This is a genomic window from Microbacterium sp. AG790, assembly GCF_003634765.1.
GTDB lineage: Bacteria > Actinomycetota > Actinomycetes > Actinomycetales > Microbacteriaceae > Microbacterium.
Genome location: NZ_RBWZ01000012.1, coordinates 23,869 through 38,296, shown reverse-complemented (window position 1 = coordinate 38,296; position 14,428 = coordinate 23,869). Strand labels below are relative to the sequence as shown.

General features: G+C 69.8%; 17 protein-coding genes. 10 read left to right on the top strand and 7 right to left on the bottom strand.

Translation table 11 applies throughout. From position 1 onward, the window contains the following. Positions 1–14: 14 nt before the first annotated feature. On the bottom strand, positions 15–1,457 hold the full coding sequence (locus tag DEU37_RS13230; protein ID WP_121191093.1) for an XRE family transcriptional regulator: 1,443 nt from the start codon (positions 1,455–1,457) through the stop codon (positions 15–17). Between the two features lie 127 nt (positions 1,458–1,584). On the opposite strand from DEU37_RS13230, the gene DEU37_RS13225 reads away from it, so the two are divergent. Continuing rightward, on the top strand, positions 1,585–3,489 hold the full coding sequence (locus DEU37_RS13225) for a phosphoenolpyruvate carboxykinase (GTP) (protein ID WP_121191159.1): 1,905 nt from the start codon (positions 1,585–1,587) through the stop codon (positions 3,487–3,489). On the opposite strand, the gene DEU37_RS13220 is transcribed toward DEU37_RS13225, so the two are convergent. Genes DEU37_RS13220 through DEU37_RS13210 form a run of 3 tightly spaced genes read right to left on the bottom strand, consistent with a single transcriptional unit; the run spans position 3,467 to position 4,928 of the window. Further along, positions 3,467–3,808, bottom strand: coding sequence for a hypothetical protein (locus DEU37_RS13220; protein ID WP_121191092.1), 342 nt, complete (start codon positions 3,806–3,808; stop codon positions 3,467–3,469). The genes DEU37_RS13225 and DEU37_RS13220 overlap by 23 nt on opposite strands. Beyond that, positions 3,805–4,386 carry an Asp23/Gls24 family envelope stress response protein gene (locus tag DEU37_RS13215; protein ID WP_147424881.1) on the bottom strand — a complete coding sequence of 194 codons (582 nt, stop codon included), beginning with the start codon at positions 4,384–4,386 and terminating at the stop codon, positions 3,805–3,807. The genes DEU37_RS13220 and DEU37_RS13215 overlap by 4 nt, the downstream gene beginning before the upstream one ends. Continuing rightward, positions 4,383–4,928, bottom strand: a complete 546-nt coding sequence (locus DEU37_RS13210; protein ID WP_036317148.1) for an RNA polymerase sigma factor — start codon at positions 4,926–4,928, stop codon at positions 4,383–4,385. Before DEU37_RS13210 ends, DEU37_RS13215 begins: the two co-directional genes overlap by 4 nt. Before the next feature lie 246 nt (positions 4,929–5,174). Here DEU37_RS13210 and DEU37_RS13205 point away from each other — a divergent pair, with 246 nt between their 5' ends. The 6 genes from DEU37_RS13205 to DEU37_RS13180 all read left to right on the top strand — a co-directional run bounded on the left by DEU37_RS13205 (position 5,175) and on the right by DEU37_RS13180 (position 7,530). After that, on the top strand, positions 5,175–5,594 hold the full coding sequence (locus DEU37_RS13205) for an Asp23/Gls24 family envelope stress response protein (RefSeq protein WP_036317153.1): 420 nt from the start codon (positions 5,175–5,177) through the stop codon (positions 5,592–5,594). Next, the gene (locus DEU37_RS13200; protein ID WP_039414055.1) at positions 5,591–5,788 is read left to right on the top strand and encodes a DUF2273 domain-containing protein; all 198 of its coding nucleotides are present in this window, start codon (positions 5,591–5,593) and stop codon (positions 5,786–5,788) included. The genes DEU37_RS13205 and DEU37_RS13200 overlap by 4 nt, the downstream gene beginning before the upstream one ends. 2 nt (positions 5,789–5,790) lie before the next feature. Continuing rightward, positions 5,791–6,102, top strand: coding sequence for a hypothetical protein (locus DEU37_RS13195; RefSeq protein ID WP_121191090.1), 312 nt, complete (start codon positions 5,791–5,793; stop codon positions 6,100–6,102). Then, on the top strand, positions 6,099–6,701 hold the full coding sequence (locus DEU37_RS13190; RefSeq protein ID WP_121191089.1) for a hypothetical protein: 603 nt from the start codon (positions 6,099–6,101) through the stop codon (positions 6,699–6,701). The genes DEU37_RS13195 and DEU37_RS13190 overlap by 4 nt, the downstream gene beginning before the upstream one ends. Then, on the top strand, positions 6,698–7,252 hold the full coding sequence (locus DEU37_RS13185; RefSeq protein WP_121191088.1) for a hypothetical protein: 555 nt from the start codon (positions 6,698–6,700) through the stop codon (positions 7,250–7,252). Before DEU37_RS13190 ends, DEU37_RS13185 begins: the two co-directional genes overlap by 4 nt. 80 nt (positions 7,253–7,332) lie before the next feature. Further along, a complete protein-coding gene (locus DEU37_RS13180; protein ID WP_036314858.1) occupies positions 7,333–7,530 on the top strand; it encodes a CsbD family protein in 198 nt (65 codons plus the stop codon). 66 nt (positions 7,531–7,596) lie between these two features. On the opposite strand, the gene DEU37_RS13175 is transcribed toward DEU37_RS13180, so the two are convergent. Then, positions 7,597–9,513: an ABC transporter ATP-binding protein gene (locus DEU37_RS13175; protein WP_121191087.1), complete on the bottom strand. Its 1,917-nt coding sequence runs from the start codon at positions 9,511–9,513 to the stop codon at positions 7,597–7,599. 206 nt (positions 9,514–9,719) lie between these two features. Between DEU37_RS13175 and DEU37_RS13170 the strand changes: the two genes are divergently transcribed. From DEU37_RS13170 to DEU37_RS13160, 3 genes are read left to right on the top strand one after another with little or no spacing between them, the layout of a single operon-like run. Continuing rightward, positions 9,720–10,661, top strand: a complete 942-nt coding sequence (locus tag DEU37_RS13170; RefSeq protein ID WP_121191086.1) for an ABC transporter ATP-binding protein — start codon at positions 9,720–9,722, stop codon at positions 10,659–10,661. Further along, entirely contained in the window at positions 10,658–11,530 is an 873-nt protein-coding gene (locus DEU37_RS13165; RefSeq protein ID WP_005048072.1) for an ABC transporter permease, read from the top strand. Before DEU37_RS13170 ends, DEU37_RS13165 begins: the two co-directional genes overlap by 4 nt. Continuing rightward, positions 11,527–12,354, top strand: coding sequence for an ABC transporter permease (locus tag DEU37_RS13160; protein ID WP_121191085.1), 828 nt, complete (start codon positions 11,527–11,529; stop codon positions 12,352–12,354). The genes DEU37_RS13165 and DEU37_RS13160 overlap by 4 nt, the downstream gene beginning before the upstream one ends. Positions 12,355–12,432: 78 nt before the next feature. Here the strand turns inward: DEU37_RS13160 and DEU37_RS13155 are convergent, their stop codons facing one another. Next, positions 12,433–13,827, bottom strand: coding sequence for an MFS transporter (locus DEU37_RS13155; RefSeq protein ID WP_121191084.1), 1,395 nt, complete (start codon positions 13,825–13,827; stop codon positions 12,433–12,435). A 202-nt stretch (positions 13,828–14,029) separates the two neighbouring features. Then, on the bottom strand, positions 14,030–14,380 hold the full coding sequence (locus DEU37_RS13150) for a Fe-S protein (RefSeq protein WP_121191083.1): 351 nt from the start codon (positions 14,378–14,380) through the stop codon (positions 14,030–14,032). Positions 14,381–14,428: the final 48 nt, after the last annotated feature.

The window sequence follows — 14,428 nt, the reverse complement described above, 5'->3', positions numbered from 1 at the left end:
TCCGCTCGGCGCCGTCAGCCCTGGGCGTGCCGGTCGAGGAAGGCGTAGACCTCGCCGTCGTCGACGCCGGGGAAGGCGCCGCGCGGCAGCGGTGAGAACATCTGCATGTGCACGCGGGCACTCGGCCACGCGCGACCCTCCCAGCGCGCCGTGAGATCGGCATCCGGCCGTCGGCAACACGACTCGTCGGGGCACGTCGAGATCGCGCGCTTCTGCGTCTCGCGGCCGCGGAACCAGCGCGCGTCGTCGAAAGGCACCCCGACGGTGATCGAGAACTCGCCGTCCGAGGTGCGTCCGGTCTGCGACGAGCACCAGAAGGTACCGGCGGGGGTGTCGGTGTACTGGTAATGCTCGACCGTGCGGTTCTGCTCCGAGAAGGCGGCGCGCGCGGCGAAATGCCGGCACACGACCTGTCCCTCGACCGATCCGGTGACGTCCATCGGCAGCGGCAGGTCATCGTTCTCGTAGGCGCGGGTGATGGCGCCCGAGCCGTCGACTCGCAGGAAGTGCAGGCGGATGCCGATGTGCTGCGTCAGGAGGTTCGTCAGCCGCATGCCGGCGGCCTCGTGGGTCACGCCGAACGCATCGCGGAAGTCCTCGACGGCCAGGTTGCGATCCTTCTTCGCCTGGGTCAGGAAGGCGACCGAGGCGGTCTCGGGCATGAGACAGCAGGCCGCGAAGTAGTTGATCTCGAGCCGCTGCTGGAGGAAGTCGGCGTAGTCACTGGGCGGTGTGTGTCCGAGCAGCCGGTGGGCCATGGCCTGCAGGGCCATCGAGCGCAGGCCGTGGCCGCCGGGGATCGATGCCGGCGGCAGGTAGATCCTGCCGTTCTCCAGGTCAGTGACCGAGCGGGCCGAGTGGGGGAGATCATCGACGTAGATCAGTTCGAAACCGAGCTGGGACGCCATGATGCTGACCGTGCGGTGGGTGAGGGCGCCCGAGACGTGGCCGGCGGCCTTCAGCTGCTTCTCCGCGAGTTTCTCGATCTCGGGGAGGTAGTTGTCCTTGGCGCGCATGCGCAGGCGCAGCTCCGTGTTCGCCCGCCGGGCCTCTTCCGGAGTCGCGATGGCGGCCCGCTCGCGCCGCTGCAGCTCACGGTGCAGCCCCAGCACCGACTCGATCGTCTCGTCGGAGGTCGCCTTGGTCACCCGCAGAGCCGGGATGCCGAGGCTGCGGAAGACGGGGGACTGCTGCGCCCGTTCGAGTTCGAGCTCGAGGGCGGCCCGGCGGTTGGGCGGCTCGGGGGAGAGGAGGTCGGTGACGTCCGTGCCGGTGGCGGCGGCAATCGCCTGCAACAGCGACAGCTTCGGCTCGCGCTTGCCGTTCTCGATCAGGCTCAGCTGGCTGCCGGCGACACCGACGATCGCGCCGAGCTCGTCGAGCGTGAGTCCGTGCGACACCCGTTGGTGGCGCACGCGGTGACCGAGCGTCGACAGCTCCAGAGACGTGGGTGGCATTCCTTGAGCATAGCGAAAGAATCACGTTTCTTGACGACGCCAGAGCATGCAAATCCGTCGTGAGGAGCTCAATCTGGAAGAGACCTCTCCGGATCGCCCCACCGACGCCACGCTGAAGGAGCCCGACATGGCCATCGCCGACATGTTCACCCGCTCGACCGCCATTCGCACCGCCACGGGGGCCGACGCGGCCGACGAGCCCCGCGGCGGGTTCGGGATGCGACCGGTCGTGGCCGGCACCGGCCTGGAGGCGCTGCTCGCCTGGGTCGACGAGGTCGCCGCCCTGACGCAGCCCGCGCGCATCCACTGGGTCGACGGTTCCCGCGCCGAGAACGAGGCTCTTCTTCGCCAGCAGGTAGACGAAGGCAAGCTCATCAAGCTCAACCCCGAGTGGCGACCGGGCTCCTACCTCGCCCGGTCGCACCCGAGCGACGTCGCCCGCACCGAGGCGCGCACCTTCATCGCCTCCGCGCGACAAGAGGATGCCGGCCCCACCAACAACTGGGCACAGCCCGATCAGATCCGGGCGACCATCACCCCGCTGTTCGCGGGGTCGATGCGCGGGCGCACGATGTACGTCGTGCCCTTCTCGATGGGCGCCGTCGGCGGTCCGCTCTCGCACATCGGCGTGCAGATCACCGACAGCGCGTACGCGGTGACCTCCATCGGCATCATGACGCGCGTCGGCACTGCGGTGCTGGAGCAGATCGCCGCCGGCAAGCCCTGGGTCAAGACGGTGCACTCGGTCGGCGCGCCCCTGGCCCCTGGCCAGGAAGACGTCGCCTGGCCCTGCAACGACGAGAAGTACATCGTGCACTTTCCCGACACGCTCGAGGTGTGGTCGTTCGGATCGGGCTACGGCGGCAACGCGATCCTTGCGAAGAAGTGTTTCGCACTGCGCATCGCCTCGGTCATCGGACGCGAGGAGGGGTGGCTCGCCGAGCACATGCTGCTGATCCGCGTCATCAGCCCAGAGGGCAAGCGTTTCCACCTCGCCGCCGCCTTCCCCTCGGCGTGTGGCAAGACCAATCTCGCGATGCTGCGTCCCACGATTCCGGGATGGCGGGTCGAGACTCTCGGCGACGACATCGCGTGGCTTCGCCCCGGCGAGGACGGGCGCCTGTGGGCCATCAACCCCGAGGCCGGGTTCTTCGGGGTGGCGCCGGGGACGGGCGCATCGACCAACGTCGCCGCCGTCGAAACGCTCTGGGGCAACACGATCTTCACGAACGTGGCGTTGCGCCCCGACGGAGACGTGTGGTGGGAGGGTCTGACCGACGACGTGCCGCAGGAACTGATCGACTGGGAGGGCAAGCCCTGGACACCGGCCATGGGTCGCCCGGCTGCCCACCCCAACTCGCGCTTCACCGTCAGTGCGGGGCAGTGTCCGCAGATCGCCCCCGACTGGGAGACCCCGGAGGGCGTCCCGCTGGACGGCATTCTGTTCGGTGGACGCCGGGCGACCAACGTCCCGCTCGTGCTCGAGGCCACCGATTGGACCCACGGTGTGTTCCTCGGCTCGAACATCTCCTCCGAGCGCACCGCCGCTGCCGAAGGGACCGTCGGCGAGCTGCGCCGCGACCCCTTCGCGATGCTCCCGTTCTGCGGCTACAACATGGCGGACTACTTCGGCCACTGGCTCAAGGTCGGCCAGCGTCTGCGCTTCGACCGCGCCCCGCGCATCTTCCAGGTCAACTGGTTCCGAAAGGGCGAGGACGGCCGCTTCCTCTGGCCGGGATTCGGCGACAACGCACGCGTGATCGACTGGATCATCCGCCGCATCGAGGGAGTGGTCCCCGCCATCGACAGCCCGATCGGACGGCTGCCGCGCACGGAGGATCTGAACCTCGACGGCATCGAGGTGCCCGATGCCGACCTCGACGCCCTGTTCGCGATCGACCGCGACCTGTGGCTGCAGGAGGCCGAGCTCACGGAGGAGTTCTACCGCACGTTCGAGGGGCGGGTGCCGCCGGCCCTGTACGCCGAACTCGCGGCTCTTCGCTACCGCCTCAAGCTCGCCCCGTCGCGGTGATGCGGCTGACGCGCACGGTGACGTGCGCGTCAGGTGTGCCCAGCGCCTCGCGCACCCGCAGCGCGACCTCGCTCGCCACCTCGGCGACGCGACCGCCCGTGACGCCGATGCTCACCGTCACCTCCAGCGTCTGCGCGCGCCGCGTCACCACGCTGTACGCGCCGTCGCCGGCGAGCGTGGCCCGCCACAGGCGAGCCGGGAGGGCGGCGGCGTAGTACAGCTCGGCCACGCCGGTGACCGCCCTCGCGGCGGCATCCACGATCAGGGCGAGGTCGGTGGGCGCGTCGCCGCTCGCCGATCGGGTCGCGGTGTCGCTCATCGCTCCTCCTCCCGCATCCGCAGCGAGTCGATCGTGACGTCGACGACGCCTACGGTCCATCCTCCGTACTCCTCGAGATCGGCGCGCACGCGCTCTCGCACCGAATCTGCGATGCGCGCAAGCCCGCGTCCCGCGCCGAGCACGCTGTCCAGGACGCTGATCGTCAGCCGTACGTCGACGCCTACATCCTCGTGGAGCGTGAGATGCACCCGTTCCACGAGCACGCCCTCCACGGCGTCGCCGGCGTCGCGGACGAGACCGCGCACGGCGCCCTCGGTCACCACGACGCGTACCGGGTCGTCGTCGACGAGAGGCAGGTCGCGCCCCGCGCGAGACTCCCGGGCGACTTCGCCGAGAATCTGTTGGAACCAGGTCTCGGAGACATCGTCACGGGCGTCGGTCTCGATGAGTTCGCGCGACAGCGCCCCGAGGCGGTCCATCGAACCCAGCACGGCTCGACACTGCGCATCGCCGTCGATCGCGGGGATCGCCGGCGTCCGTCCGCGCTCGTGATAAGCCGCGAGCTCCTCGAGGGTGTGGCCCGAATCGCCGATCTCCTCGCGCGTCATCCCGCTCACCTCCACTCCTTCATCCGGTCGTAGATGGTCGCTCGCGCCCGCGCGAGCCTGCCGCGCACCGCCGTCGCGGACACGCCCAGCTCGCGGGCGATCTCGTCGTAGCCGTATCCGCTCACCTCGCGCAGCAGCCAGGTCGTGCGTTGCTCGACCGGCAGCTCGTCCAGCACGCGCCGCAGCATGTCCAGTTGAGAGGATGCCACGGCGGACTCATCCGGTGTGGGCTGCAGGGCCTCGGGCTCCGTATCCTCGATCGGTGCGGTGGGCGCCGCGCTGCGCAGACGGTCGGTGGCCTTGCGTGCCACGATCGTCGACAGCCAGGAACGGACGCGGTCGGGCTCGCGCAGTTCCGGGAGTCGTCGCCACGCGATGATCAGGGCCTCCTGCACGCAGTCGTCGGCGTCGGCGCGTGAGCGCAGCAGCCGGGTGGCGAAGCCGATCAGGTAACCGCTGTGCCGACGCACGAGCACCGCGAACGCGCGCTCGTCGCCGTCGGCGGCGCGTGCGGCCAGAACGCCGTCCTCGACGTGTGTCAGCGTGTCCACACCGCTTCCCCCCTCGCGCCGTCGTCACCCTGCGGGCCGCGCGATGCCCCCTGGATACCTCGACCGTGCCACGCGCAGCTGACGCCGCCAAGGGGTTGCGTCGCCACCGCGCAGGCATTAGGCGCGCTGACAGCTCCCCGCGGTGGCACTCAGCGAACTGCCAGGAAATCGACCGTGACGAAACCCCTGCGGCATCCGTCACACCTGTGAACGCCCTCACCGGAGGGCCGGAAAGGAAACGACATCATGGCTACCACGACCCCCACCACCTCCGCCGTCGCACCTGCTGCGGGCGCCGGCAAGACCGTCATCGTCGACCCGGTCATCGCCAAGATTGCCGGCATCGCCGCCTCTTCCGTGCCCGGCGTGCACGCCCTCGGCGGCGGAGCCGCGCGCGTCATCGGCAGCATCCGTGAGGCCGTGGGCGCCAAGGATCTGGGTCAGGGTGTGAACGTCGAGGTCGGCGAGACGCAGGTCGCCGCCGACATCACGATCGTGGCCGAGTACCCCGAGCAGCTGCAGCGCGTCGCGACCGACGTGCGCACGGCCGTCGCCGATGCCATCACCGAGCTCGCCGGCATGGAGGTCACCGAGGTCAATGTGACCGTCGTCGACGTCCACATCCCGGGTGACGACGAGGCTCCCGCCCCGGAGCGTGTCCAGTGACCGGCGGGGGCCCCACGGTGTGGGGAGCGGTCGCGGGCGCGGTGCTCGCCGTCGCCGCACTGGCGTTCGGCTTCTGGGGCATGGTGCTCGTGGCGGCTCTCGCCGCCATCGGCGGCCTCATCGGCGCCGCGGTGTCGGGCCGCATCGACCTGCGCGCCGCGATCGATGCCGCCCGCGGCCGGCGGGTGGGCTGACCATGGATGCCGCACGGATCCCCGGTCGGGTCACCATCTCCGCACGGGCCTACGAGCGCGTCGCGGCGGCGGTCCTCGCCGATGAGCTGGGCGTTCCCGCCCGCGCGTCCCGCGCCCACGTGCGCGACGCGGGCGGGGCCCTCGCCCTGGATCTCACCAGCGGCATCCGAGCCGACGGCGACCCCATCGCGGCCAGCGCCGCTGCAGCACGCACTCGCACCGGTGAGCGCGTGAGCGCACTCACCGGAGCACTGGTCGGAGACATCCGACTGCGCATCACTCACCTCGTCACGCAGAACAGGAGCATCTCGTGAACACCACATCGGCACCCGTCGAGGTCGTTCCGGCGGTAGCGCCCGACCGGCTTCAGAGCGCGGCTGCGCGGCGTCTGCAACGACGTTCGCGTGCTGTCTGGGTGAGCTGGGCCCTGGTCGTGATCATCGTCGTCGCCGCGGCGCTGGCCACCGAGCTGGTGCTGTCGGCTCTCGGGCGCCCCGCGCTGCTCGTGGCCCCGGACGCCGTTCGCTCGGCGCTCACCGAGGGGGGGACGACCGGCTCGATCGTCGCTGCGGCGGCCGCACTGTTCGGCATCGTGTGTCTCTGGGGTGCATTGGCGCCCGGGCGCACCCATCGCCGGGCCCTGGCCGCCGGTCGGGTACCCCTGGTGGTCGACGACGCAATCGTGGCCGGCGCACTCTCGCGCGCCGCCGGCACGGCCGCAGCCGTCACCAACTCCCACGTGTCCACGCAGCTCGACGCTCGTCTTGCGCGCATCTCCCTCACTCCCGCGACCGGGTTTCCGGTCGACCGTGAACAGGTGGAGCGTGCCGCCGACCGGCTGCTCACCGAACTCGGCGCGGCGCCTCGACTGACGGCTCGCGTCGAGGTGACCCCGGAAGGACGGCTGTCATGAGCCCGGCATCCCGCTTCGTCAACCGCACGATCCTCTTCGTGCTGGCCGTAGGCGCCCTCGCCGTCACCGCGACCGCGGCCTGGCCGCTCTTCGCCGAGGGGCGATCGTCGCCGCTGCTGGCCATGGCCGCCGATGTCGTCCGCGGCACGGGGGTGGCGCCGCAGACCCAGGCATGGATCGCTGCGGGCATCCTCGCGCTGGTCGTCGTGATTGCGCTCGTGGTCGTGCTCACCCGCGGTGAGCGGCACGTCCGCGCAGTCCTCGACGAGGGCGGCATCGCCATCGATGACGGCGTCGTCGCCGATCTGCTCCGGCAGTCGCTCGCGGATGTGCCCGACGTGCTGGCCGTCTCGGCGGTGACGTATCGCCGTCGCCGGCTTCTGCGGGTGCGGGTGCAGGTGCGCCCGCGCGCCGACCTGGGACTCGTCCAGCGTCGCGTCGCCGGTGCGGTCGCCGATACCGACCGCCGGCTGGGGCTCGCGCTACCGCTGGTCGTCCAGCTCACGGGCGGTCTGCGTTCCGCCGTCGCCCACGAGCGCCGCGTCGCCTGACGAACGACGCTCACCGAACTTCCCGGGCCGCCCGGGATCCCGAAAGAAACCGGAACCATCACCAGAGAAAGGAGTCCCTCATGGGCCTCGCAGATGACATCAAGAACACCGCTGAGAACCTGACCGGCAAGGCCAAGGAGGCCATCGGCAACCTCACCGACAACGACAAGCTCGTCGCCGAGGGTAAGGCCGACCAGGTCAAGGCCCACGCGAAGGACGCCGCAGCCGACGTCAAGGATGCGGCGAAGGACGCGAAGGACGCTCTCGGCGGCAAGTGACCAGCGCTGACAGCAGAGGGGCCCGCCGGTGACGGCGGGTCCCTCGTCGTCTGTCGTGATCGCGGGTCAGACGAGCAGCTGGTGCTTCGCGAGGTCGCGGTACAGCGGCACGGTCTCGACGAGTTCGGAGTGGGTGCCCTGCCCGACGACCCTGCCGTGGTCCATCACGACGATCAGATCGCTGTCCACGACGGTCGACAACCGGTGCGCGATCACGACGAGCGTCCGCCCCGAGGCGACCGCGTCGATCGCCTCGCGCATGCGCTGCTCGTTGAGGCCGTCGAGCGATGACGTCGACTCGTCCAGCAGCAGAACCGGGGGAGCGGCCAGCAGCGCCCGGGCGATCGCGAGCCGCTGCCGTTCGCCGCCCGAGAGCATGACACCGGCCTCACCCACCGGAGCGTCCAGACCCAGATGCGAGCGCTCCAGCACCTCGCCGAGGTTCACGGCGCGCAACACGCGCACGCACTCCTCGTCGGATGCCGACGGCGACGCCAACCGCAGGTTGTCGGCGATCGTCCCGGCGAGGGTCGGTGCGTCCTGCTCGACGTAGCCGAGCTGGGCGCGCAGCCGCGTGCGGTCGATGCCGCGGAGGTCGACGCCGTCGAGCAGGATCGAGCCCGCCGTCGGGTCGTAGAACCGCTCGATCAGCGCGAGGGTGGTGGACTTGCCCGCACCCGACGGCCCGACCAGGGCGACGCGCGCCCCGCGCGGGACGCGGAAAGACACGCCGCGCAGCACCTCGCCGGCCGCTTCCGAGACCGCCACCGTCGCGTCGGCGTGGGCCTCGGCGAGCAGGGCCGCCGCCTCGGTCTCCGAGCGACGGCGCGCGCTGACCACGGCATCCGGATACGCGAAATGCACGTCGCGGAACTCGATCGCCGACGTCGTCTCGTGGTTCTCGTGCGCGGCGGCCGTCGAGATCGGAGAGGTGCCGACGGCGACGGATGCCGCGACCTCCGCATCGCACGCCGTCTCGGTGCGAAGGTCCAGCACCTCCTGGATGCGTCCCAGTGCGCCGAGGGCCTGCCCGACCGAGGTGATCGCTCCGAAGAACGAGCCGAGTGGCTGCACGAGGAAGAACAGGAACATCACGAAAGTCACCAGCCCGGCGATCGTGATCGCGCCGGAGGCGACGCGGAAGCCGCCGACGCCGAGGACGACGAGCAGCGACAGCTGGAGGGCGACGCCGGCGACCGGCACCACGAACGCCGATGCCTTCGCGACCTGCACGCCGGCCTCGTACGCACCGCGCGCCGTGTGCTCGATGCTCTCGCGTTCACGTTCGGACGCACCCGAGGCGCGGATCGTGCGGATCGATCCGACGGCGCGCTCCACCCCCGAGGCCAGCTCGCCCACCTTCTCCTGCTGCACGGCGGTCGCCCGGCGGATCCGCCCGCTGAGCGCCACCACGACGGCGACCGACGCGCCGACGACGACCAGGATGAGCACCAGCAGCACCGGATCGATGATGAACATCGCCACGATCGCGCCCACGAAGATGAGCGCATTGCCGATCGAGTCCGCCAACCCCTGGGTGAGCACCGCGTACAGCAGGGTCGTGTCGGTGCCGACGCGCGAGACGAGGTCGCCCGTGCGCCGTGCGTCGTACTCCTGCACGGGAAGGTGCAGCAGCTGTGCGATGAGACGGCGCCGACTCGAGTAGACGACCGCCGTGCCCGTGCGCTGCAGGAGGAAGTGCTGGATGCCGCTGATCACCGAGGAGGCGACGACGAGACCCACCAGCACCCACACCAGCAGACCCAGCGGGTTCTGCTTCTGCACCCGGTCGATGACCTGACCGACCACCAGCGGCTGGGCGAGGGTCGCGACGGCGGCGAGCACGCTCAGCACAGCGACGACGACGAGCACGCCCTTCTGCTCGAAGACGAAGGGAAGCAGCTGTCGCAGACTCGCGCGCGGGCCGTCATCGGGCGCGCGGCGGCGGGAGCGGGAAGGGCGGGTGGTGCTGGCAGAGGACATGAGGCGCTTTCCTGCGGTGTTCGGGTACTTCTATCTTCTCTCTCGACGACGGCTGCCGGTGCCGCCCTGGTGCCCCGCGCCGATGCTCGCTGTCGACGTATGGTGCGCTCATCCGTCCGCAGGTGTCGCCACCCGACGCCGACAGCGCCGGAAAGGGACGGATGAAGCGGGCTTGCCGTGTCGCAGGCCCTGGGTAGGGTGGACCGGTGCCTGCTCCTGTCATCTCCGCGCATCAGCTCGTGAAGTCCTACAAGGTCAAGGGCAAGCCCGACTTCGTCGCCGTCGACGGTCTCAGCTTCGAGGTCGCGCCCGGTGAGTCGTTCGGTCTTCTCGGTCCCAACGGCGCCGGCAAGTCGACGACGATGAAGATGATCGGCGCGGTCTCCACCCGCTCCGGCGGCGACCTGCAGATTCTCGGCCTCGACCCGGACCGCTACGGTCCCGAGATCCGGTCCCGGCTCGGCGTCGTGCCGCAGCAGGACAACCTCGACGGCGAGCTCAACGCCCGCGAGAACCTGTACATCTACGGCCGGTACTTCGGTCTTTCGAGCAAGGTGTGCCATGAGAAGGCCGATGAGCTCCTCGCCTTCGCGCAGCTCGAGGACAAGGCGAAGAACAAGGTCGACCAGCTCTCCGGCGGCATGAAGCGGCGCCTCACCATCGCGCGCGGCCTCATCAACGACCCGCGCATCCTGCTGCTCGACGAGCCGACGACGGGCCTCGACCCGCAGGCGCGCCACGTCCTGTGGGACCGCCTGTTCCGCCTGAAGGAGCGCGGCACGACCCTGGTGCTGACCACGCACTACATGGACGAAGCCGAGCAGCTGTGCGACCGGCTCGTCGTCGTCGACAAGGGCCGCATCATGGCCGAGGGCACCCCGGCATCCCTCATCCGCGAGCACTCCAGCCGTGAAGTGCTCGAAGTGCGCTTCGGCTCGGATCGCAACGCCCAGGTCGCCGGACAGCTGGCCGGCATCGGCGACCGTGTCGAGGTGCTTCCCGATCGCATCCTCATCTACGCCGACAACGGCGAGGCCGCCCTCGAGCGCGTGAGCGCGCAGGGGCTCGAGCCGATCACGTCGCTCGTGCGCCGCTCGTCGCTGGAGGACGTCTTCCTCCGTCTCACAGGAAGGTCGCTGATCGAATGAGCACCTCCTCGACGGATGCCGCGGCGCCCCCGAGCATCGACGAGCTGCGGGCCGAGGCGATGGAATGGGGCCGTAAGCCCCGCCGTCGCGGCAGCTGGTACGTCACCGAGCACATGGTGCGCGCCATGCGCGCCTACGGCTGGACCATCATCGTCGGTGCCGTCGGTCAGCCCATCCTCTACCTGCTCGGGCTCGCCGTCGGCCTTGCTGCGCTCATCCGCGTGCCGATCGTCGACCACGGCCAGGAGGTGAGCTACCTCATGTTCGTCGCTCCGGCGCTCCTGGCGACCGCGACCATCTCGGTGGCCAGCGAAGAGCTCACCTATCCGGTCATGGCGGGCTTCAAATGGCGCCGCTACTTCTACGGCTTCAACGCCTCGCCGCTGTCGAGCCCGCAGATCGCCAACGGCGTCGTCGCCGGAGCGACCGCGCGGATGGTCGTCGCCTCGGCTGCCTACTACCTCATCGTGTGGCTGCTGCCGTTCGGCGCGGTGCCGCACCCCGCGACGGGATGGCTCGCGGTGTTCGCCGGTGTGCTGGCCGGGCTCGCCTTCGGCATCCCGCTCATGGCCTACGCGGGTTCGATCGAAGACGACAAGGGGCAGTTCGCACTCGTGCAGCGCTTCCTGTTCATGCCGATGTTCCTCTTCTCCGGCACGTTCTATCCGCTCGACTCGCTGCCGCTGTGGTTGCAGTGGATCGGATGGGTCTCACCGCTCTGGCACGGCGCCGAACTCGGACGCGTCGCCACATACGGCGCGGCGGTGGACCCGGTGATGGTCACGGTCCACCTCGTCTATCTGCTCGCCCTCGCGGTGGTCGGCTACCTGTTCGCCCGCCGCGTCTTCACCGAGAGGCTCGCGAAGTGAGCGCCGTCGTCGAGGTGTCCTCCACCGTGGCCCGTCGCGGGGGCGTGCGCGCGCTCTGGGCGGGCAACCCCGGTGCTGTCGTCCAGCGTGGCCTCATCGCCGCGCGGTCCTCCAGCTGGGCGGTCGTGCTCTCGGGCTTCTTCGAGCCGGTGTTCTACCTCGCCTCGATGGGCATCGGTCTCGGCGCGCTGATCGGCGACGTCGAGACCGCCCAGGGCGCGAGCGTCAGCTACGCCGCCTTCATCGCGCCGGCGCTGCTGGCCGTCTCGGCGATGAACGGGGCGATCTACGACTCCACGTGGAACGTCTTCTTCAAGCTCAACTACGGCAAGCTCTACGAGGGCATGCTCGCCACCTCGCTCGGCCCGCTCGATGTCGCCCTGGGCGAGATCCTCTACGCGCTCCTGCGTGGGCTGGCGTATGCGACCGGGTTCATGATCATCATGCAGATCCTCGGGCTCAACCTCGCCTGGACGGCGGTGCTCGCCCTGCCCGCGGTGGTCCTGATCGCGTTCGGCTTCGCGAGTCTCGGCATGGCCGTCACCAGCTACATGAAGACGTTCCAGCAGATGGACTGGATCAACTTCGTGCTGCTGCCGATGTTCCTCTTCTCTGCCACCTTCTACCCGATCACGGTCTACCCGGGCTGGGTGCAGCAGATCGTCATGGCGCTGCCGCTGTGGCACGGGGTCGAGCTGATCCGGGGGCTGACGACCGGCATCCTCAACGTCGACATGCTGTGGCACGTGCTCTATTACGTCGTGATGATCGCGATCGGTCTCGTGTTCACCACGAAGCGGCTGCGCGCGCTGTTCCTCGACTGAGCGCCCGCCACTCAGACGCAGAACGGCGGATGCCGCGGCCCGTGCGGGTCGCGGCATCCGCCGTTCGTGCGTGAGTCGTCAGAGTGAGCCGGTCTCGCCGAGCCCGATGTTCGTCTCGTAGTCGACGTCCTTGGTCTCGCGAGACAGGATCAGTGCGATGAGGGTGAGTACCGCCGAGCCCGACAGGTAGAGGCCCACGAGCCACGGCTCGCCGCCGGCGGCGGCCCACAGCCCCAGTGCGATCGACGGTGCGACGGCGGCGCCGAGGATCGACGAGACGTTGTAGGCGATCGCCGAGCCGGTGTAGCGGACGTTCGTCGGGAAGAGCTCCGGCAGCACGGCGCCCATGGGGCCGAAGGTGGCTCCCATCAGCATGAAGCCGAACACGAGGAAGGCCTGCACCAGCGCACCCGTGAACTTCGGATCGACGGCCGGAAGCAGGAAGACGTTGAACGTGAGGCCGAGCACGCCGATCAACGCGGTGACCCAGATGAGGAGCTTGCGGCGGCCGACCGCGTCGGCGATGGGGCCCGACAGCAGGGTGAACACCCCGAAGAACACCACACCGATGATCTGCATGATCACGAAGTCGGTGTAGCCGAAGCCGAGGCCGGCGACCGGCGCATCCGTCGCCTTCGTGCCGTAGGCGAGGGTGAAGCTCGTCATCAGGTAGAAGAGCACGTAGGTGGCCAGCATGATGAACGTGCCGAGGATGAGGTTCTTCCAGTGTCCGCGGATGACCTCACCCAGGGGGAAGCGGCGGATCGCGCCCTTCTTCTCTGCGGTCGTGAAGGTCTCGGACTCGACGAGCTTCAGGCGTACCCACAGGCCGATGATCACCATCACGGCCGAGAAGAGGAAGGGCACGCGCCAGCCCCAGGCGAGGAACGCCTCGGAGCGCTGGGTCGGACCGTCGGGGTGGGGGAGGGCGAAGTTGATCACGAGGAAGAGCGCGTTCGCGATGATGAAGCCGATCGGAGCGCCCAGCTGCGGGAAGGTGCCGTACCAGGCGCGCTTGCCCTTCGGGGCGTTCTCCGTGGCCACGAGCGCGGCGCCCGACCACTCGCCGCCGAGGGCGAATCCCTGGAAGAGGCGGAGGATCAGCAGCAGGAGGGCCGCCCACCAGCCGATGCCCGAGAACGTGGGCAGACACCCGATGAGGAAGGTCGCGATGCCCATCGTGAGCAGCGACGCGACGAGCGTGGCCTTGCGACCGAATCGGTCGCCGAAGTGACCGAAGACGACCGCGCCGATGGGGCGGGCGATCATCGCCGCCCCGAAGACCGCGAACGAAGACAGCAGCGCGGTGGTCTCGTTGCCGGTCGGGAAGAAGAGGGCGGGGAAGACGAGCACGGCGGCGGTCGCGTAGACGTAGAAGTCGTAGAACTCGATCGTCGTGCCGACCAGGCTCGCGGTGATCACGCGAGCGCGGGAGTTGACGGGCGCGGCGGGGGCCGCGGTGGCGGTGGACATGCGCAGAGGCTACCTATCGATGAGAGATCGCAGGTCCTCGTGGGACGCACCGGTGGTGGGCGTCCGGGGCAGGGGTGTGTGCAGCGGGCGCCGCGACAATGAGGTCACCGGGGCGCCGGCAGGTTCCCGGCGCACGGCTAAAGAGTCTACGCCGCGTGGCGCGTCTCGTTCGTGCAGCGGGAACCGGCCGGCGTCGACGCGGTCAGCGCCAGAGGACGGCGAGGGCGGCGTTGAGGAAGGTCAGGATGCCGACCAGCCAGAACATGGCCGGCGGCACGGATCCGGTCTTGCGCTGGCGGGCGGTGCCGATTCCGAGGAGCGCGCCGATCGCGAGCAGCACGACGAGCTTGACGCCCAGCTTCGTGTAGTTCAGCGGGTAGTCGATGCCCCACGGCGCGGCCAGGGCGAGGCCGGCGACGGCGGCGATGAGCATGCCCCACGTCATCAGGCGGGTGACGCGCCGCTGTCCCACCGCCTCGACGACCCAGGCGCCGAAGAGGATGGCGAATCCGGTGAGGTGGACGAGGACGACGGCGTGACGCAGGATCTCCATGCCTTCAGCCTAACTGATAGTGCGCGCGTCCGCGCCCCCCGGTCGTTG